Source organism: Candidatus Borrelia fainii (assembly GCF_027925085.1).
GTDB lineage: Bacteria > Spirochaetota > Spirochaetia > Borreliales > Borreliaceae > Borrelia > Borrelia turicatae.
This window is the reverse complement of record NZ_AP027070.1, coordinates 119,332-141,221: the sequence shown is the minus strand read 5'-3', so window position 1 is coordinate 141,221 and position 21,890 is coordinate 119,332. Positions and strand designations below refer to the sequence as shown.

At 24.1% G+C, this 21,890-nt stretch carries 14 protein-coding genes; 9 read left to right on the top strand and 5 right to left on the bottom strand.

The features are described 5' to 3' along the window. Positions 1-155: 155 nt before the first annotated feature. The 5 genes from QMG63_RS00555 to murG are packed head-to-tail and all read right to left on the bottom strand — an operon-like array spanning position 156 to position 5,299. Positions 156-1,526, bottom strand: a complete 1,371-nt coding sequence (locus tag QMG63_RS00555) for a sigma-54-dependent transcriptional regulator (RefSeq protein ID WP_281860795.1) — start codon at positions 1,524-1,526, stop codon at positions 156-158. Then, entirely contained in the window at positions 1,519-2,679 is a 1,161-nt protein-coding gene (locus QMG63_RS00550) for a two-component system sensor histidine kinase NtrB (protein ID WP_281860793.1), read from the bottom strand. Before QMG63_RS00550 ends, QMG63_RS00555 begins: the two co-directional genes overlap by 8 nt. Further along, positions 2,679-3,722, bottom strand: a complete 1,044-nt coding sequence (locus QMG63_RS00545) for a hypothetical protein (RefSeq protein WP_281860792.1) — start codon at positions 3,720-3,722, stop codon at positions 2,679-2,681. Before QMG63_RS00545 ends, QMG63_RS00550 begins: the two co-directional genes overlap by 1 nt. Positions 3,723-3,732: 10 nt before the next feature. Next, on the bottom strand, positions 3,733-4,221 hold the full coding sequence (locus tag QMG63_RS00540) for a CvpA family protein (RefSeq protein WP_281860791.1): 489 nt from the start codon (positions 4,219-4,221) through the stop codon (positions 3,733-3,735). Beyond that, positions 4,211-5,299 (bottom strand): undecaprenyldiphospho-muramoylpentapeptide beta-N-acetylglucosaminyltransferase, encoded by a 1,089-nt coding sequence (gene murG, locus QMG63_RS00535; protein WP_281860789.1) that lies wholly within the window; start codon positions 5,297-5,299, stop codon positions 4,211-4,213. Before murG ends, QMG63_RS00540 begins: the two co-directional genes overlap by 11 nt. Before the next feature lie 72 nt (positions 5,300-5,371). Between murG and QMG63_RS00530 the strand changes: the two genes are divergently transcribed. From QMG63_RS00530 to QMG63_RS00490, 9 genes are all read left to right on the top strand, one after another. Then, positions 5,372-5,764 carry a hypothetical protein gene (locus tag QMG63_RS00530; protein WP_281860787.1) on the top strand — a complete coding sequence of 131 codons (393 nt, stop codon included), beginning with the start codon at positions 5,372-5,374 and terminating at the stop codon, positions 5,762-5,764. Beyond that, positions 5,761-7,395 (top strand): replicative DNA helicase, encoded by a 1,635-nt coding sequence (locus QMG63_RS00525; protein WP_281860785.1) that lies wholly within the window; start codon positions 5,761-5,763, stop codon positions 7,393-7,395. Before QMG63_RS00530 ends, QMG63_RS00525 begins: the two co-directional genes overlap by 4 nt. A 149-nt stretch (positions 7,396-7,544) precedes the next feature. Next, the gene (locus tag QMG63_RS00520) at positions 7,545-7,859 is read left to right on the top strand and encodes a hypothetical protein (protein WP_281860783.1); all 315 of its coding nucleotides are present in this window, start codon (positions 7,545-7,547) and stop codon (positions 7,857-7,859) included. Beyond that, the gene (locus QMG63_RS00515) at positions 7,860-8,153 is read left to right on the top strand and encodes a hypothetical protein (RefSeq protein ID WP_281860781.1); all 294 of its coding nucleotides are present in this window, start codon (positions 7,860-7,862) and stop codon (positions 8,151-8,153) included. 244 nt (positions 8,154-8,397) lie between these two features. Next, positions 8,398-9,072, top strand: coding sequence for a tyrosine-type recombinase/integrase (locus tag QMG63_RS00510; protein ID WP_281860779.1), 675 nt, complete (start codon positions 8,398-8,400; stop codon positions 9,070-9,072). Positions 9,073-9,125: 53 nt separating this feature from the next. After that, the gene (locus tag QMG63_RS00505; RefSeq protein WP_281860778.1) at positions 9,126-12,272 is read left to right on the top strand and encodes a type ISP restriction/modification enzyme; all 3,147 of its coding nucleotides are present in this window, start codon (positions 9,126-9,128) and stop codon (positions 12,270-12,272) included. 53 nt (positions 12,273-12,325) lie between these two features. Next, positions 12,326-15,466 (top strand): type ISP restriction/modification enzyme, encoded by a 3,141-nt coding sequence (locus tag QMG63_RS00500; protein WP_281860777.1) that lies wholly within the window; start codon positions 12,326-12,328, stop codon positions 15,464-15,466. Between the two features lie 53 nt (positions 15,467-15,519). Then, positions 15,520-18,660 carry a type ISP restriction/modification enzyme gene (locus QMG63_RS00495; RefSeq protein ID WP_281860775.1) on the top strand — a complete coding sequence of 1,047 codons (3,141 nt, stop codon included), beginning with the start codon at positions 15,520-15,522 and terminating at the stop codon, positions 18,658-18,660. A gap of 53 nt (positions 18,661-18,713) precedes the next feature. Continuing rightward, positions 18,714-21,860 (top strand): type ISP restriction/modification enzyme, encoded by a 3,147-nt coding sequence (locus tag QMG63_RS00490; RefSeq protein ID WP_281860773.1) that lies wholly within the window; start codon positions 18,714-18,716, stop codon positions 21,858-21,860. Positions 21,861-21,890 lie beyond the last annotated feature (30 nt).

Here is a 21,890-nt window from a genome sequence, read left to right as displayed (position 1 = left end):
TGTGATAGGTCGATTTTAAATATAAGGATATAGTTTGTTGCCGTACTTTTTTTAAAATTATTTTAATTTGATCTATATATTGTCATTAATATATTTTTATACTAAAGAATATACATCATGAAATAATCGTTATATTTTTTTCTAGTAATTGTTAATTAATTGTGCTTTATTGAAGCTATATCATATTCTGTTATTTTGTTATGCAAGGTTTTTCTTCCTATTTTAAGTATTTCGGCACATTTGCTTTTATTGTTTTTAGAATGTAGAAGTGTTTGCTTAATGATTTCTTTTTCTGCTTCTTTTAAGCTTATACCTATTGGTAGTGTAATTTTAACTATTTGGTTTGTGTTATTTCTAATTTTGGGAGGTAAATCATCTTTTATAATTTGCTTTCCCTTAGATAATATTAAGGCGCTCTCTAATACATTTTTAAGTTCTCTAATATTTCCTGGCCAATCATATGCATAAAGGGCCTTTAGTGCATCATTAGAGAGATTTTTTTCTTCTCTATTATTTTCACTTGCAACACCTTTAATTAGTATTTTTGCTAGTTTTGATATGTCGTCTTTTCTCTCTCTTAAGGGAGGAATATTGATATTTATTATATTGAGACTATAAAATAAATCTTCTCTAAACCTTCCTTTTTTAATTTCTTCTTCAATATTTTTGTTTGTTGCTGTTAATAATCTAATATCAACTTGCATATTACTTTCTCCACCTATTCGTTCGAATGTCCTATTTTGAAGCACTCTTAGTAATTTTACTTGAACCTCAGGTGATGTTTCTACTATTTCGTCTAGAAATATCGTTCCTTTATCTGCTAATTCGAATCTACCTTTTTTTTGAGATATTGCACCTGTGAAGGCTCCTTGTTCATGTCCAAAGAGTTCGCTCTCAAGTGTGCTCTTAGAGAGTTCAGCACAATTGACTTTAATGAAGGGTTTATCATTTCTATTTGATAAGTCAAATATAGCATCTGCTATTACTTCTTTTCCAACTCCGCTTTCTCCAGTTATTAATACAGATGCTTTTGATTTTGCTATTTTTTTTACAAGTTCTAAAGTTTTTTGCATTATAAGTGATTTTCCAAATATACGTTCATAATAATTTAAATCTTTTCGAATTATGACATTATCTTGGGATATGTTTTCATGCCTTTTGTCATTTTTACCATTTAAGGCTCGCTTTATTATGAGTAACAGCCTTTCAAGATCAACAGGTTTTGTTAAAAAGTTATAAGCACCTTCTCGCATAGCATCGACTGCTGAATCGACAGTTCCATGAGCTGTAAGAATAATGAATGGAATATTTGGATTTTTATCTTTCACGATTCTAAGTAGTTCTTCTCCTGATATTTGGGGCATTCTAAGGTCAGATATTATAGCATCAATCTTTTCATTTTTAATTGTTTCAAGTGCTTCTTTTCCGTCACTAGCAGTAAATACAAAATAACCTTCCTCTTCAAGATAAGTTGCTATTCCTTCTCGTATATTTTTTTCATCATCTGCTACCAGTAGTTTACTCATTTTCTAAACATCCTTCAATTAGAATTTTGCCTGTATTTAATTTTGGAAGTGTAATTGTAAAAGATGTTCCCTTCATCTCTTTACTTTCTACAAAAATTTCACCCCCATGTTCTTTAATTATTTTATAAGAAATAGTTAGTCCTATGCCATTTCCACTTTCTTTTGTGCTAAATTGAGGCTTGAATATATCATCTTTTGTTTCATTTTTTATTCCATTTCCATTATCTTTAATATTAATGTATATTTTTTCTGTGTTTTCATGAATAGAAATTTCTATTTTTTTTGTCTTTTTATTTGATTCAAGTAGTGCTTCTTCTGCATTTTTTACTATGTTAATTATTACTTGTCGGATGAGTTTTTCGTCAATTAATGTAGGGCTTACTTTTTTTAGATTGAGTAGGAATTTAATATTTTTATTGTTTAATTCTGGATTTAATAGGTTGTAGACACTTTTTATAACTTCAGTAAGATTTCTTTTTTCTGCTACTATTTTTATTGGTCTTACTGTTAATAAAAAATCTGTTACAGTTTTATCCATTCTATTTATTTCTTCTTTTATTATTTTGAAATAATTATTTGCTTTTGTACTTTTGATACTTTGTCTATCTATTTCTTTTTTAAGTAATTGTAAGTTTATATCAATTGCTCCTAGCGGATTTTTAATCTCATGAGCAATATTTCTTGCATGTCTTGTAAAAGCAGCTAAAGCCTCAGCTCTTCTAAAAAGTTCTTCTTTATGTTTTTTATCTTTAATATCTTCAATTAAAATAATATTTCCTTCAAGCTTTTGATCTTTGACGTATGGCATCAATGATATTTTAATGTATATGTTTGTTGAAATTTGTACCTCAAATCCTATTATTTTATCTTCGTTTGTTACTAATTCTTCTATTAAGTTTGTTAGAGTTGGAATTTGAATATCTTTAAGTGTTTCTAGTTTGTATTTAGGACTTATAACTAAAATTTGAAATAGCATTTTGTTTAAGTAAATTATGTTATTAAGTTTATCAAGAACTAGGATCCCTTCATTAATGGATGCAAAAATACCATCGTATATTTCTATTTTTTTATAGATATCTTGAATAAATTTAAGTTTTTGATCACTTGATAATTTATTTAATTTGGTCAAGGTTTTCTTTAAAAATTTGCTCATTAATCTTCGTAATTTAGCATTAAATTTTCGATTATTAATTTTTTGTTTTGGTTGTATGGACTGTATTTTGAGATGTATTTTAGATATTCTAATCTTTTCAGATATGTATTAATATCTAAATTTTGGCTTAAAAATTCATGTCTAAGTTGGTTTGTAAGTTCTTCTAAGAATAATTTAAATATATTTTCATCTTTTAGGAAATTAAATGTGTCAAGATTAAATATACCCTGTTTTTCCTTTATTATATTTAAAATTCGTTTGACTTCTTCTTTTAATTTTGTGTTTTCTTCACTATAAAATGAGTCAAAATATTCTTTTGTTGTTACTTCATCATTTTTATTAAAGATTGTTTTGAATTTTTTGATCTCAAAATCTCTATTTTCCTTTCTGAATTTGTATAGTCTTAGTCTTGAAAGGATTGTTTTTGGAATTTTGTTTTTATTTCTTGTAGCTAAAATAAAATAAATGTTTAAAGGTGGTTCTTCTAGTATTTTTAGTAGTGCATTATAGACATTAAAATTTAGATTTTCAATTTCATTAATGTAAATTACCTTTATCTTATGCTTTTCTGATAGTACCCAGGATTTAATTTTTCTAACATCATTAATGGTAATGTTAAAGTTTATGTTTTTAATTATTTTCTCAATTTTTTTAATAAGTTCTTTTGTGATTGTCTCATTATATTTGTTTTTGTAATAGGTATCATTAATAAAATTGACCTCTGTTTCTATTTTTTTAAGATTTTTATCACTGCTGAAATTGTATTTAGTAAAAATGATATTCTTAACATATTCTAGATATTTATTTATAACTTTATTTGAGTTTACATTAAGATATGCCTTTGCCTCTATTATGTTAAGACTTGAGAAAATTATTAAATTTGGGTTTGTTAGAGTTTTTATATTTAAAATTCTTTTTGCAAGTTCAATTGCAGTTGTTTTTTTAGAAGAAAATCTCTCTCCCCAAAAAAGTATTGCATTTGGTAAGATTCCTTTTTCATACTCATTAATTATTTCGTAAGTTATTTCGGATAAGCTTTCCATGTGATTCTCTTTACTGTGTTTTTGATATTTTAAACAAATAGTTTATGTTAGGATTTAGATATTTAAGCAATTTGCTTTCTTCTAAGAAGTAGTTGGGATTAAAGATTTGTTGAGAGTATATTATATATACTACAATTGCAATTATTCCAAAGGCTTCAAATAAACCAAGTATTAGTCCCAATAACCTGTTGAAAAATAATAACTTAAGATGATTTATTATTGATTCGATTAGTGTTTGTAAGATTAAGAATCCTATGTGTATTATTAAAAAAAATACTAGTAGTGCTTGAACATATGATAAATCGAGAATAGGTGATATTAATTTTTTAAAATCATTAGTTTTATTGTAAAGCAAAAATATTAAAGTAAAAATTTCAACAAATCCAGCAATTTCTTTGATGAAACCCCGTAAGAATCCTCTAAATCCTAGTGATATAAAAATTATTATTATTAGTATGTCGACTATACCAGTTATTTTGAAAGGATCGTTAATGAGCATTTATTTCCTCGAATTCTTTTAACAATAGATTAGCTATTAGGTTTGATGAATCTTGATTGTGAAATTTTTTTATATTATTTCTTAGTATATTGGACTTTTCTTTATTTTTTAGGATCTCTTTTATCATATTTATGATTTTACTTTCACTTAAATTCTCTTCATCTATTTTGAAACATGCATTTTGTTCTTCTAATAGTTTTACATTTCTGACTTGATCTCCTCTTGAACCTTTTACAAATGGAATAAATATTACGCATGCACCAGCATTGGCAAATTCTTTAATAGCCCCTGATCCTGCTCTACTTATTATTATATTTGAAAATTTTATTATGCTTGCCATTTCTTCTGCATTAAAAAATTGACTTCTTAAATAATTATTCTCTCTAGTTGCATCTAAATTTTTTCCACATTGGTGGATAAAATACGCATCAATTTTGTTTTTGATATTGAGTGTTAATTTATTTAGAATTGCTGCTCCAAGAGAGCCTCCAAGTATACTAATTATGTTTTTTTTTGTATCTTGAGTTAAGTTTTTTATTATATTTGGATTTGGATTTGAGAATTCTTTTCTTATTGGTGATCCTGTATATAAGACATTTTTATTCTTAAAATATTTTGTGCTTTCTTTAAAGCTGATATGTATTTTATTTGCAAATTTTGAATTGATTTTTGTTGCAAGTCCAGGATCAAGATCCATTTCGTGAGTTATGCTTTTTACCTTAAGTAAACTTGCTGCAATAATTGGTGGACTTGATACAAAACCGCCAGTTGCGTATATAATTTGAGGTCTATATTTTTTTATTATAAAAAAGCTTTTGATTATTCCAAATATAACCTTAAAAAAATCAGTAAAATTTTGTAGTGAAAAATATCTTCTAAGTTTTCCTGATGGAATTGTGATAAATTTGATATAGGCATACTCTCTTATGATCTTATCTTCCATTGAGTCTTTTTGTCCTAACCAAAAAAATTCGATATTTGCATCAAGTTCTTTTAATTTTGAAATTATTGCTATTCCTGGGAAAACATGCCCTCCTGTACCTCCTCCTGTAAAAAATATTCTTTTCTTAGTTTTCATATATCTCTTTTATATACATTGTAATTTAACAATGCATTTTAATGCAAATATTATACATATTTTTACTTCAAAATGATCAAATATTATACAAATAAACCCCACTGTATAAGTAAATACTACTCTGAAAAACTAAACTTTAAAACCAATGACTATCAAAGCATACTAGATCAGTTTTTAAAAGAGACAAAAGCAATTAATCAAGACAATGCAAGGCAAATCAGATACAAAAACAGCATAGTAAGTAAAGACACTATCAAAATGAAACTAAGAAAAGAGATCCAAAACGACCCCAACTACAGCCCTCAGGTTTATAGACCTCAGGTTATTTTTGATATTATCGGTGAATTTTACTTAAAAAAAGATTCTAAGCTTACTATAAATGAATTTTCAACTCAGTTAGATAACATAGTAGGTTATTTGAAATCATGTATAAAAAAACATGCTTCTAGTGAGGTTATATCATGAATAGTAAACTCGACTTAATTGGAAATAACATTAACTTAGCGGCTAATGTTAAAAGAATTAATTTTAATAAGAAAGAAGAATTTGCTTCTTACGAAACTGAAAAGAGAATTTTAAGTGGTCTTATGCAAGATAATACACTGATTGATTTTGTAGATACTGAAATCAAACCCAGGGATTTTTACTATCCTGATCATCAAATAATCTATCATTATATTTCTAAATTATATAATCAGAACTACAAATTCGATGAGGAAACCAGGACAAGAGAATTCAACTTTGAAGAAATTTTTACTAAATATAATGTTAATTTAAAAGATTTGAATCCATTTGTATTAATGGCTATAGAAACAAAACAAAAAGATTATTTTAAAAAACTAACTATTAATAAGCTTCATAGAGATCCAAATAAAACAACCGATAATGATCATGATATTTTAATGGAAATTAAAGACAGATTTCAAACTAGAATAATAGATCCAGAAATGGTTTTCAATGCAATTACAAAAGAAGGAAAGTACTTAAAAGATATGAATTTCAATAGCCTTCTTGAGTTAATAGATTATAGATTAGCAAATGAAAGCAATATAAAAGATCATGTAAAAACTATTAAAGAACTATCAATAAAAAGGACTTTACATTATGAGCTCAATACAATAGTAGCAAACTTAAAATCTACTCCATTGAATGATGTTTTAAATAAAATAACTGCTTTAAGTTTTAGTGACAAAATACTTCATGAGCCCTCTTATGATGAATATAATAATGATGTTAAAAAACACTTAGATATTGTATTAAAGACAATTTGGCTTAGAATTAATTCTTCTTACGATCCTTCTTCAATAGGCTATAAAACTGGATTTAAGGGTATTGATAATATAATAGATTTTTTTGATAAAGGAAATTTTATTATATTGGCAGCTAGAACTTCTATAGGAAAGACTGCACTAGCATTAAATATTGCTTACAATTTAATAAAAAATGATCATAAAGTAGTTTATTTTTCTTTAGAAATGTCATCTAGAACCATGACAACTAGATATTTAAGTATCATGAGTAATATGAAAGCAAAAACACTTTATAGAGAACCAATTTCGAAAGATGATTATTATAAGATTGATGATATTAGGGAACATCATAAAAGAGATATGCTTTACTTTAATGACAAGCCCAATATTGATTTAATGGATCTATGCACTGAAATTAGAAAATATGTTAGAAATAAAGGAATTGAAGTGGTTTTTGTAGATTACATTGGACTTATTAGTTTTACAAGAGAAAGATCATTAATGACACATTATGAGCGAGTTTCTTTTATATCTAAAACCTTAAAAGAAATGTCTAGTAGATTAGAAATTCCAATAATAGCAATGGCTCAAGTTAATAGAGATGCACAAGATAAGGAACCGACTTTGGCAAATATAAGGGACTCAGGGGCTTTAGAACAAGATGCAGACATGGTTATTTTTATGCATAGAGAAGAAAAACAAACTGAAGTAGAAAATTCTGATTTTGAAGATGAATATCCAACTGAAATCAAAATAATAGTAGCAAAAAATAGAAACGGCAATATTGGAAGATGCTCTTTAAATTATTATGCTAGTTGTCTAACTTTTAAAGATACTAATAGATAGTTTTAACAATAAAATATTGTATAACCTACAGTGTAAAAATATAGTTTTAATGTACAAAAGTGTACATGTATGATGTTCATTTAGTGAACTTTTATAGTTTTTTGTGAACTATTGTGTACTTTTTAGAATTTTTTATTACCATAATTGTAATGACTTATTGTAAAAATGATTATTTTGAAATGTTTAATAAAGGTTATAGAAATTTAGAAATTGCCAATGAATTTAAAGTTGGAAAGTCAGTGGTATCTAAATATAGGCAAATGTATAATAAACTTTATTGTAAATTCAATAAAGATAAAATAGCAGAAATTACAAATGAAAAAATACAAAATACTATAAAAAAAGAAATAGAAAGAAATGAAGCCTATGTTAAAGATTTAATGAAACAAATTGCAATCAATGATCTGGAAATTTATTTAAAAGGCTATTCCTTAGAAAATGAAAGAATCCCATTAACTACTTAGTTGATAAAAAAAATCGTATCAATTTCTAATAATTATGAGCGTGTTAAGGAGATTGAATTAAGGAAGTATGAAGAACAATTACAAGAATTATTAAATAATATTGAAATATTAAAAGCAAATTTAATAAAAAATGAAAATGAACAATTAAAAAAAGAACTTAAAGAATTGGAATCCAAGTCACTTGTAATTGAAAAACAAATGAGATTAGAGAATATAGATATGGATATCAAGTTTCTTAATAGACTAGTAAAACCATTGAAGGTGTTAATGAGAATACAATCTGGAATTAAGTAATTATTGCTATTATTTTAACTTAAAATAATAATTTATAGATCCAACAATCTCAATAAAAAATTATAAATGAAAAAGAGTTTTAAATAAAATAAATAAACAATATACAAAGTAAAAATGATTTTATCCTTTATTAGTTCCTACAATCCTTTTTGAATTTATTTTTTAAATAAAAATCTATCACAAAATTATTCTTTTATGATAAAAAATGTTGACTTTTTTATCACAAAAGAATGATAATTACAATATGAAAACATTAAGTAAGATATATACAAGCATTAAAAACAAAATAGTAAAACCAAAAAGAAAAGTTAAAAAGAGATCACTACCTGATGTTTTAACTAATAAGGAAGTTAAGATACTACTAAGTTCTTTTAAGATAAAAAATCGGATACAATATCGAAATAAGCTAATTTTGGAACTTATTTTACAAACTGGACTTAAGATTTCTGAACTTATCAATTTAAAATGGAATGATATAAATGAAAACAACGGTCGCATTCATATTAAACAAGGTAAAAATAATAAGGATAGGATTTTATTTATACAACCTGCTTATTTTAATAAACTTAACGAGTTCTATACTAAGTTTAAAATTACTAAAAATATTTATTTATTTGAAACTAATAAATCTTTAAAATTGACACAGAGAGTATTACAAAAAAATTTAGAATATCAATTGAAAAAATTGAACTTTGATAAAAGAGTTTATTTTCATTTATTTAGACATACTTATTTAACTAATTTGTATAGACAAACTAAAGATATTATGCAAATTAAGCAAGTAGCAGGTCATTCTAATATATCTACAACCCAAATTTATACACACATTGCATCAGAACAAATTGAAAATGCTATGCTATTTTATTCAAGCAAATTTCTTAAAATGGATAGTAATGACCTTGTATCAAAGATCAATTAAGCTGGACGTTATAATCAAGAGTATAGGGGAATTCAGAATAAACAATGAATTATATGCAAGTTACTAAAGAATCAATGTTAAATGCGGTTTTTAGTGAATATATAAAATCTTTAAAAGAGATTCCAAAAGAAAGTAAAACTGAGCATACTGATCGTTCTCATTTAGAAAAACTACTTAATGAACTTAAAGAAAATAAAGATATAAAAATACAACACGAGCCTAGAAGAGATAAGTCAGGGCTAGGAGCTCCTGATTTTCTTATTAAGTTAAATGATATTAATATAGGTTATGTTGAAGTCAAGAAAACCAATCAAAACTTAAATGAAACCTTGGCAAGCAAACAAATAGAAAAATATAAAGAACTTTCAAATAACATTTTATTAACAAATTATCTTGAGTTTATTTTAATAAAAAATGGCATTGTTACTTTAAGAGAGATTTTACTTTATGATATTGAATTAAGTAAAACTAGCAAATTGGATAGTATTAGAGTAGCTAAAGTTGATTTTATAATAAAAGAATTCTTAAGAAATTCTTATGAAAGAATTACTAATATTGAAAGTTTGGCAAGCTTACTAGCCATAAGAACTAAAACATTAAAGGATCTTATTAATGAAAAATTAGACATTTCTCTTAAAAAAAATAATCAAAATAGTTTAGTAAGTTCTTATCAATTCATTAAGACTGAACTTTATTGTGATACTTTAAATACTAGTGAATTCAGTGATTCTATATCTCAAACCATAACTATTGGTCTTTTTTTATCAAAATTAAATGATCCAAATGATGCTGTTTTTATTGATTTTGATAATATAAAGAAATTTATACCAAATAATTTTAGTTTAATAACAAGTATTTTAAGACTAATTGAAGATATTTCTATTGATTTTGAATATATAGATATTAAATGGATTTTAAATGAGCTTCTTAACATTATAAATTGTATTGACAGTAAATCGATATTTAAAAGATTTTCTTTTATACAAAATGAAACAAAATCTTTTAAAGATCCTTATTTATACTTTTATGAAGATTTTCTAATTAAATATGATAAAGATCTTAGAAAAGGTAAAGGAGTTTACTACACACCTCATGCTGTAGTGGAATTTATTGTAAAAAGTTTGCATTTTATATTAAAAACTGAATTTAATTTATCAACTGGCTTTGCTAATAAAGATAAGGTGAGTGTATTGGATTTTGCAACGGGTACGGGCACTTTTCTACTTGAAACTATTAAATGCATCCTTAAAGAGCTTAATAATACAAGTAAAGAACATTTCTATATAGAAAATCATATTCTTAAAAACTTGTATGGTTTTGAATATTTGATGACTCCTTATACAGTTGCTAATTTAAAAATAAGTCAATATTTAAAAGAAGTTTGTAATTTTAATTTAGATAATGAGAATAAGTTGAAAATTGTATTAACGAATACACTTGATAATACAATAAAGTCTCAACAACAAGTTATTCATGGCATTTTCAAAGCAATTAGTAAAGAAAATGAACTTGCAAATGAAATAAAAAATAAAAATATTTTAGTAATTTTAGGCAATCCTCCTTATAGTTCAAAATCAAAAAATAATAATGAATTTATAAGACATTTATTAAATGACTATAAAAAAATAGATAATGAAACTTTAAATGAAAAAGCAATTATTTCATTAAATGATGATTATGTTAAATTTATTAGATATTCTGAATATAAAATTGAAACTTCTAATCAAGGTTTGCTTGGTTTTATTACTAATAATGCTTATCTAGATAATGTCACTTTTAGATTCATGAGATGGCATTTATTAAAAACCTTTGAAAAAATATATATTTTGAATTTAAATGGTAATTTAAGAAAAAAAGATAGATTTGATAATGAAACTGATGAGAATGTATTTGATATACAAACCGGCGTTGCTATTGCGATCTTTATAAAAACAAAACAAAAAACAAATCCTAATGAACTTGCTACTGTACTGTATAAAAGTATAAAAAATACAAGAGAATATAAATATTCTTATTTAGAATTGAATGATATCGACACAATTGATTTTGAAACATTAAAACCAAGTCCTCCTTATTATTTTTTTGTTAAAAAAGATTTTAAAAATGATTGTTCATACAATAATAAAAACTCAATTTCATTAAAAGATATTTTTATTAATAATTGTGTAGGTATTGAAACCCAAAAGGACAGAATAGCTATTGATTTTACTAAAAGCGAACTTTTAGATAAATTAAAAGATTTTGCTTATTTAAATGAAAACGATGTTCGTATTAAATATGATATTCAAAAAGATTCAAGAGATTGGAAGTTAACAAAAGTACAACAATTCTTACAAAATACTAATATAGATTCTAAATATGTAAAAAGAATAACTTACAAGCCGTTTGATACTAGATTTGTTTACTATTCTGTAATCAAAGGCGGAGTTATTTCATATCCTAGATATAAAATAATGAAACATATTTTAGAAATTGATAACAATATTGCATTGATAAGCAGTAGAATGTTGCCAAGTAATAACTTTAAACACGCTTTTGTATCAAATGAAATTATAGATAGAGCTTCTATAGGAGGAGTATCATATTGTATGCCCTTATATATAAAAGATAATAATATAATTACAAATAATGAGATTAAAGAAAACTTTAAAGACACATTTAGAAATTTTATAAATAACAAATACTGCAAAGCATACAATCCAAATGAAATATTAGGTTATATTTATGCAATTCTTTATTCAAATATCTATAGAAATAAATTTATTGAATTCTTAAAAATAGACTATCCAAAAATCATTTTTGTTAATGAAGTTGAAATATTTGAAAAACTAAGCAATTTAGGTTGCAAGCTGATTGATATGCATTTACTAAAAAATATTGACATACAAGCTAATGATATTGGATTACATTTTTCACAAGATAACAATAAACAAAATTTTAATATAAAGAAAATTAACTATAACAATGAAACTCAAGAGCTCTTTTATAATGAAAACAATGGTTTTAAAGGAGTGTCTAAAGAAGTTTTTGAATATACTATCGGTTCTTATCAAGTAATTAAAAGTTATCTTAAATATAGAATGAAAAGAAGTTTAGATATTAATGAAATAGAAACTCTTGAAAAAACAATCAAAGCCTTACATTATACGATTGAAATACAAAATGAAATTGATACTATTCTTGTATCAAAGATCAATTAAGCTGGACGTTATAATCAAGAGTATAGGGGAATTCAGAATAAACAATGAATTATATGCAAGTTACTAAAGAATCAATGTTAAATGCGGTTTTTAATGAATATATAAAATCTTTAAAAGAGATTCCAAAAGAAAGTAAAACTGAGCATACTGATCGTTCTCATTTAGAAAAACTACTTAATGAACTTAAAGAAAATAAAGATATAAAAATACAACACGAGCCTAGAAGAGATAAGTCAGGGCTAGGAGCTCCTGATTTTCTTATTAAGTTAAATGATATTAATATAGGTTATGTTGAAGTCAAGAAAACCAATCAAAACTTAAATGAAACCTTGGCAAGCAAACAAATAGAAAAATATAAAGAACTTTCAAATAACATTTTATTAACAAATTATCTTGAGTTTATTTTAATAAGAAATGGCGTTGTTACTTTAAGAGAGATTTTACTTTATGATATTGAATTAAGTAAAACTAGCAAATTGGATAGTATTAGAGTAGCTAAAGTTGATTTTATTATAAAAGAATTCTTAAGAAATTCTTATGAAAGAATTACTAATATTGAAAGTTTGGCAAGCTTACTAGCCATAAGAACTAAAACATTAAAGGATCTTATTAATGAAAAATTAGACATTTCTCTTAAAAAAAATAATCAAAATAGTTTAGTAAGTTCTTATCAATTCATTAAGACTGAACTTTATTGTGATACTTTAAATACTAGTGAATTCAGTGATTCTATATCTCAAACCATAACTTTTGGTCTTTTTTTATCAAAATTAAATGATCCAAATGATGCTGTTTTTATTGATTTTAATAATATAAAACAGTTCATTCCAAATAATTTTAGTTTAATAACAAGTATTTTAAGACTAATTGAAGATATTTCTATTGATTTTGAATATATAGATATTAAATGGATTTTAAATGAGCTTCTTAACATTATAAATTGTATTGACAGTAAATCGATATTTGAAAGATTTTCTTTTATACAAAATGAAACAAAATCTTTTAAAGATCCTTATTTATACTTTTATGAAGATTTTTTAATTAAATATGATAAAGATCTTAGAAAAGGTAAAGGAGTTTACTACACACCTCATGCTGTAGTGGAATTTATTGTAAAAAGTTTGCATTTTATATTAAAAACTGAATTTAATTTATCAACTGGCTTTGCTAATAAAGATAAGGTGAGTGTATTGGATTTTGCAACGGGTACGGGCACTTTTCTACTTGAAACTATTAAATGCATCCTTAAAGAGCTTAATAATACAAGTAAAGAACATTTCTATATAGAAAATCATATTCTTAAAAACTTGTATGGTTTTGAATATTTGATGACTCCTTATACAGTTGCTAATTTAAAAATAAGTCAATATTTAAAAGAAGTTTGTAATTTTAATTTAGATAATGAGAATAAGTTGAAAATTGTATTAACGAATACACTTGATAATACAATAAAGTCTCAACAACAAGTTATTCATGGCATTTTCAAAGCAATTAGTAAAGAAAATGAACTTGCAAATGAAATAAAAAATAAAAATATTTTAGTAATTTTAGGTAATCCTCCTTATAATTCAAAATCAAAAAATAATAATGAATTTATAAGACATTTATTAAATGACTATAAAAAAATAGATAATGAAACTTTAAATGAAAAAACAATTACTTCATTAAATGATGATTATGTTAAATTTATTAGATATTCTGAATATAAAATTGAAACTTCTAATCAAGGTTTGCTTGGTTTTATTACTAATAATGCTTATCTAGATAATGTCACTTTTAGATTCATGAGATGGCATTTGTTAAGAACTTTTGAAAAAATATATATTTTGAATTTAAATGGTAATTTAAGAAAAAAAGATAGATTTGATAATGAAACTGATGAGAATGTATTTAATATACAAACCGGCGTTGCTATTGCGATCTTTATAAAAACAAAACAAAAAACAAATCCTAATGAACTTGCTACTGTACTGTATAAAAGCATAAAAAATACAAGAGAATATAAATATTCTTATCTAGAATTGAATGATATCGACACAATTGATTTTGAAACATTAAAACCAAGTCCTCCTTATTATTTCTTTGTTAAAAAAGATTTTATAAATGAAAGTCTTTACAATAATGAAAATTCCATTTCATTAAAAGATATTTTTATTGAATATAGTATTAGCGTTAAGACTCATAAAGATAAGATAGCAATTGATTTTACCAAAAGCGAACTTTTAGATAAATTAAGAGATTTTGCTTATTTAAATGAAAACGATGCTCGTGTTAAATATGATATTCAAAAAGATTCAGGAGATTGGAAGTTAACAAAAGTACAACAATTCTTACAAAATACTAATATAGATTCTAAATATGTAAAAAGAATAACTTACAAGCCGTTTGATACTAGATTTGTTTACTATTCTGTAATCAAAGGCGGAGTTGTTTCATGTCCTAGATATAACATAATGAAACATATTTTAGAAATTGATAATAACATTGCATTGATAACAAGTAGATTATTACACATTGATTTTAAACATGCTTTTATATCTAATATTCTGGTAGACATACATTCAATTTCTGATGCTTATTTATTTCCTTTGTATATAAAAAATAACAACACAATTATAAATAATGAGATTAAAGAAAATTTTAAAGACACATTTAGAAATTTTATAAATAACAAATACTGCAAAGCATACAATCCAAATGAAATATTAGGTTATATTTATGCAATTCTTTATTCAAATATCTATAGAAATAAATTTATTGAATTCTTAAAAATAGACTATCCAAAAATCATTTTTGTTAATGAAGTTGAAACATTTGAAAAACTAAGCAATTTAGGTTGCAAGCTGATTGATATGCATTTACTAAAAAATATTGACATACAAGCTAATGATATTGGATTACATTTTTCACAAGATAACAATAAACAAAATTTTAATATAAAGAAAATTAACTATAACAATGAAACTCAAGAGCTCTTTTATAATGAAAACAATGGTTTTAAAGGAGTGTCTAAAGAAGTTTTTGAATATACTATCGGTTCTTATCAAGTAATTAAAAGTTATCTTAAATATAGAATGAAAAGAAGTTTAGATATTAATGAAATAGAAACTCTTGAAAAAACAATCAAAGCCTTACATTATACGATTGAAATACAAAATGAAATTGATACTATTCTTGTATCAAAGATCAATTAAGCTGGACGTTATAATCAAGAGTATAGGGGAATTCAGAATAAACAATGAATTATATGCAAGTTACTAAAGAATCAATGTTAAATGCGGTTTTTAATGAATATATAAAATCTTTAAAAGAGATTCCAAAAGAAAGTAAAACTGAGCATACTGATCGTTCTCATTTAGAAAAACTACTTAATGAACTTAAAGAAAATAAAGATATAAAAATACAACACGAGCCTAGAAGAGATAAGTCAGGGCTAGGAGCTCCTGATTTTCTTATTAAGTTAAATGATATTAATATAGGTTATGTTGAAGTCAAGAAAACCAATCAAAACTTAAATGAAACCTTGGCAAGCAAACAAATAGAAAAATATAAAGAACTTTCAAATAACATTTTATTAACAAATTATCTTGAGTTTATTTTAATAAGAAATGGCGTTGTTACTTTAAGAGAGATTTTACTTTATGATATTGAATTAAGTAAAACTAGCAAATTGGATAGTATTAGAGTAGCTAAAGTTGATTTTATAATAAAAGAATTCTTAAGAAATTCTTATGAAAGAATTACTAATATTGAAAGTTTGGCAAGCTTACTAGCCATAAGAACTAAAACATTAAAGGATCTTATTAATGAAAAATTAGACATTTCTCTTAAAAAAAATAATCAAAATAGTTTAGTAAGTTCTTATCAATTCATTAAGACTGAACTTTATTGTGATACTTTAAATACTAGTGAATTCAGTGATTCTATATCTCAAACCATAACTATTGGTCTTTTTTTATCAAAATTAAATGATCCAAATGATGCTGTTTTTATTGATTTTGATAATATAAAGAAATTTATACCAAATAATTTTAGTTTAATAACAAGTATTTTAAGACTAATTGAAGATATTTCTATTGATTTTGAATATATAGATATTAAATGGATTTTAAATGAGCTTCTTAACATTATAAATTGTATTGACAGTAAATCGATATTTAAAAGATTTTCTTTTATACAAAATGAAACAAAATCTTTTAAAGATCCTTATTTATACTTTTATGAAGATTTTTTAATTAAATATGATAAAGATCTTAGAAAAGGTAAAGGAGTTTACTACACACCTCATGCTGTAGTGGAATTTATTGTAAAAAGTTTGCATTTTATATTAAAAACTGAATTTAATTTATCAACTGGCTTTGCTAATAAAGATAAGGTGAGTGTATTGGATTTTGCAACGGGTACGGGCACTTTTCTACTTGAAACTATTAAATGCATCCTTAAAGAGCTTAATAATACAAGTAAAGAACATTTCTACATAGAAAATCATATTCTTAAAAACTTGTATGGTTTTGAATATTTGATGACTCCTTATACAGTTGCTAATTTAAAAATAAGTCAATATTTAAAAGAAGTTTGTAATTTTAATTTAGATAATGAGAATAAGTTGAAAATTGTATTAACGAATACACTTGATAATACAATAAAGTCTCAACAACAAGTTATTCATGGCATTTTCAAAGCAATTAGTAAAGAAAATGAACTTGCAAATGAAATAAAAAATAAAAATATTTTAGTAATTTTAGGCAATCCTCCTTATAGTTCAAAATCAAAAAATAATAATGAATTTATAAGACATTTATTAAATGACTATAAAAAAATAGATAATGAAACTTTAAATGAAAAAGCAATTACTTCATTAAATGATGATTATGTTAAATTTATTAGATATTCTGAATATAAAATTGAAACTTCTAATCAAGGTTTGCTTGGTTTTATTACTAATAATGCTTATCTAGATAATGTCACTTTTAGATTCATGAGATGGCATTTATTAAAAACCTTTGAAAAAATATATATCTTAAATTTAAATGGTAATTTAAGAAAAAAAGATAGATTTGATAATGAAACTGATGAGAATGTATTTGATATACAAACCGGAGTTGCTATTGCGATCTTTATAAAAACAAAACAAAAAACAAATCCTAATGAACTTGCTACTGTACTGTATAAAAGCATAAAAAATACAAGAGAATATAAATATTCTTATTTAGAATTGAATGATATCGACACAATTGATTTTGAAACATTAAAACCAAGTCCTCCTTATTATTTCTTTGTTAAGAAAGATTTTATAAATGAAAGTCTTTACAATAATGAAAATTCCATTTCATTAAAAGATATTTTTATTGAATATAGTATTAGCGTTAAGACTCATAAAGATAAGATAGCAATTGATTTTACCAAAAGCGAACTTTTAGATAAATTAAGAGATTTTGCTTATTTAAATGAAAACGATGCTCGTGTTAAATATGATATTCAAAAAGATTCAAGAGATTGGAAGTTACAAAAAGCACAAAAATTCTTAAAAGATACTAATATAGATTCTAAACATGTAAAAAGAATAACTTACAAGCCGTTTGATACTAGATTTGTTTACTATTCTGTAATCAAAGGCGGAGTTGTTTCATATCCTGTTTATAACATAATGAAACATATTTTAGAAATTGATAATAACATTGCATTGATAACAAGTAGATTATTACACATTGATTTTAAACATGCTTTTATATCTAATATTCTGGTAGACATACATTCAATTTCTGATGCTTATTTATTTCCTTTGTATATAAAAAATAACAACACAATTATAAATAATGAGATTAAAGAAAATTTTAAAGACACATTTAGAAATTTTATAAATAACAAATACTGCAAAGCATACAATCCAAATGAAATATTAGGTTATATTTATGCAATTCTTTATTCAAATATCTATAGAAATAAATTTATTGAATTCTTAAAAATAGACTATCCAAAAATCATTTTTGTTAATGAAGTTGAAACATTTGAAAAACTAAGCAATTTAGGTTGCAAGCTGATTGATATGCATTTACTAAAAAATATTGACATACAAGCTAATGATATTGGATTACATTTTTCACAAGATAACAATAAACAAAATTTTAATATAAAGAAAATTAACTATAACAATGAAACTCAAGAGCTCTTTTATAATGAAAACAATGGTTTTAAAGGAGTGTCTAAAGAAGTTTTTGAATATACTATCGGTTCTTCTCAAGTAATTAAAAGTTATCTTAAATATAGAATGAAAAGAAGTTTAGATATTAATGAAATAGAAACTCTTGAAAAAACAATCAAAGCCTTACATTATACGATTGAAATACAAAATGAAATTGATACTATTCTTGTATCAAAGATCAATTAAGCTGGACGTTATAATCAAGAGTATAGGGGAATTCAGAATAAACAATGAATTATATGCAAGTTACTAAAGAATCAATGTTAAATGCGGTTTTTAATGAATATATAAAATCTTTAAAAGAGATTCCAAAAGAAAGTAAAACTGAGCATACTGATCGTTCTCATTTAGAAAAACTACTTAATGAACTTAAAGAAAATAAAGATATAAAAATACAACACGAGCCTAGAAGAGATAAGTCAGGGCTAGGAGCTCCTGATTTTCTTATTAAGTTAAATGATATTAATATAGGTTATGTTGAAGTCAAGAAAACCAATCAAAACTTAAATGAAACCTTGGCAAGCAAACAAATAGAAAAATATAAAGAACTTTCAAATAACATTTTATTAACAAACTATCTTGAGTTTATTTTAATAAAAAATGGCGTTGTTACTTTAAGAGAGATTTTACTTTATGATATTGAATTAAGTAAAACTAGCAAATTGGATAGTATTAGAGTAGCTAAAGTTGATTTTATTATAAAAGAATTCTTAAGAAATTCTTATGAAAGAATTACTAATATTGAAAGTTTGGCAAGCTTACTAGCCATAAGAACTAAAACATTAAAGGATCTTATTAATGAAAAATTAGACATTTCTCTTAAAAAAAATAATCAAAATAGTTTAGTAAGTTCTTATCAATTCATTAAGACTGAACTTTATTGTGATACTTTAAATACCAGTGAATTCAGTGATTCTATATCACAAACCATAACTTTTGGTCTTTTTTTATCAAAATTAAATAATACAAATGATGATATTTTAATTAATTTTAATAATATAAAACAGTTCATTCCAAATAATTTTAGTTTAATAACAAGTATTTTAAGACTAATTGAAGATATTTCTATTGATTTTGAATATATAGATATTAAATGGATTTTAAATGAGCTTCTTAACATTATAAATTGTATTGACAGTAAATCGATATTTGAAAGATTTTCTTTTATACAAAATGAAACAAAATCTTTTAAAGATCCTTATTTATACTTTTATGAAGATTTTCTAATTAAATATGATAAAGATCTTAGAAAAGGTAAAGGAGTTTACTACACACCTCATGCTGTAGTGGAATTTATTGTAAAAAGTTTGCATTTTATATTAAAAACTGAATTTAATTTATCAACTGGCTTTGCTAATAAAGATAAGGTGAGTGTATTGGATTTTGCAACGGGTACGGGCACTTTTCTACTTGAAACTATTAAATGCATCCTTAAAGAGCTTAATAATACAAGTAAAGAACATTTCTATATAGAAAATCATATTCTTAAAAACTTGTATGGTTTTGAATATTTGATGACTCCTTATACAGTTGCTAATTTAAAAATAAGTCAATATTTAAAAGAAGTTTGTAATTTTAATTTAGATAATGAGAATAAGTTGAAAATTGTATTAACGAATACACTTGATAATACAATAAAGTCTCAACAACAAGTTATTCATGGCATTTTCAAAGCAATTAGTAAAGAAAATGAACTTGCAAATGAAATAAAAAATAAAAATATTTTAGTAATTTTAGGTAATCCTCCTTATAATTCAAAATCAAAAAATAATAATAAATTTATATTGAATTTAATGAATGATTATAAAAAGATAGATAATCTAACTTTAGGTGAAAGGAATATAAAGCCTTTAAATGATGATTATGTTAAATTTATTAGATATTCTGAATATAAAATTGAAACTTCTAATCAAGGTTTGCTTGGTTTTATTACTAATAATGCTTATCTAGATAATGTCACTTTTAGATTCATGAGATGGCATTTGTTAAGAACTTTTGAAAAAATATATATTTTGAATTTAAATGGCAATTTAAGAAAAAAAGATAGATTTGATAATGAAATTGATGAGAATGTATTTAATATACAAACCGGCGTTGCTATTGCGATCTTTATAAAAACAAAACAAAAAACAAATCCTAATGAACTTGCTACTGTACTGTATAAAAGCATAAAAAATAAAAGAGAATATAAATATTCTTATCTAGAATTGAATGATATCGACACAATTGATTTTGAAACATTAAAACCAAGTCCTCCTTATTATTTCTTTGTTAAAAAAGATTTTATAAATGAAAGTCTTTACAATAATGAAAATTCCATTTCATTAAAAGATATTTTTATTGAATATAGTATTAGCGTTCAGACTCATAAAGATAAGATAGCAATTGATTTTACTAAAAGCGAACTTTTAGATAAATTAAAAGATTTTGCTTATTTAAATGAAAACGATGTTCGTATTAAATATGATATTCAAAAAGATTCAAAAGATTGGAAGTTAACAAAAGTACAACAATTCTTACAAAATACTAATATAGATTCTAAATATGTAAAAAGAATAACTTACAAGCCGTTTGATACTAGATTTGTTTACTATTCTGTAATCAAAGGCGGAGTTGTTTCACGTCCTAGATATAACATAATGAAACATATTTTAGAAATTGATAACAATATTGCATTGATAAGCAGTAGAATGTTGCCAAGTAATAACTTTAAACACGCTTTTGTATCAAATAAAATTATAGATAGAAATTCTATAGGAGGAGAATCATATTGTATGCCCTTATATATAAAAGATAATAATATAATTACAAATAATGAGATTAAAGAAAACTTTAAAGATACATTTAGAAATTTTATAAATAACAAATACTGCAAAGCATACAATCCAAATGAAATATTAGGTTATATTTATGCAATTCTTTATTCCAATATCTATAGAAATAAATTTATTGAGTTCTTAAAAATTGACTATCCAAAAATAATTTTTGTTAATGAAGTTGAAATATTTGAAACACTAAGCAATTTAGGTTGCAAGCTGATTGATATGCATTTACTAAAAAATATTGACATACAAGCTAATGATATTGGATTACATTTTTCACAAGATAACAATAAACAAAATTTTAATATAAAGAAAATTAACTATAATAATGAAACTCAAGAGCTCTTTTATAATGAAAACAATGGTTTTAAAGGAGTGTCTAAAGAAGTTTTTGAATATACTATCGGTTCTTCTCAAGTAATTAAAAGTTATCTTAAATATAGAATGAAAAGAAGTTTAGATATTAATGAAATAGAAACTCTTGAAAAAACAATCAAAGCCCTCAATTATACAATTGAAATACAAAATGAAATTGATACTATTCTTGTATCAAAGATCAATTAAGCTGGACGTTATAATCAAGAGTATAGGGGA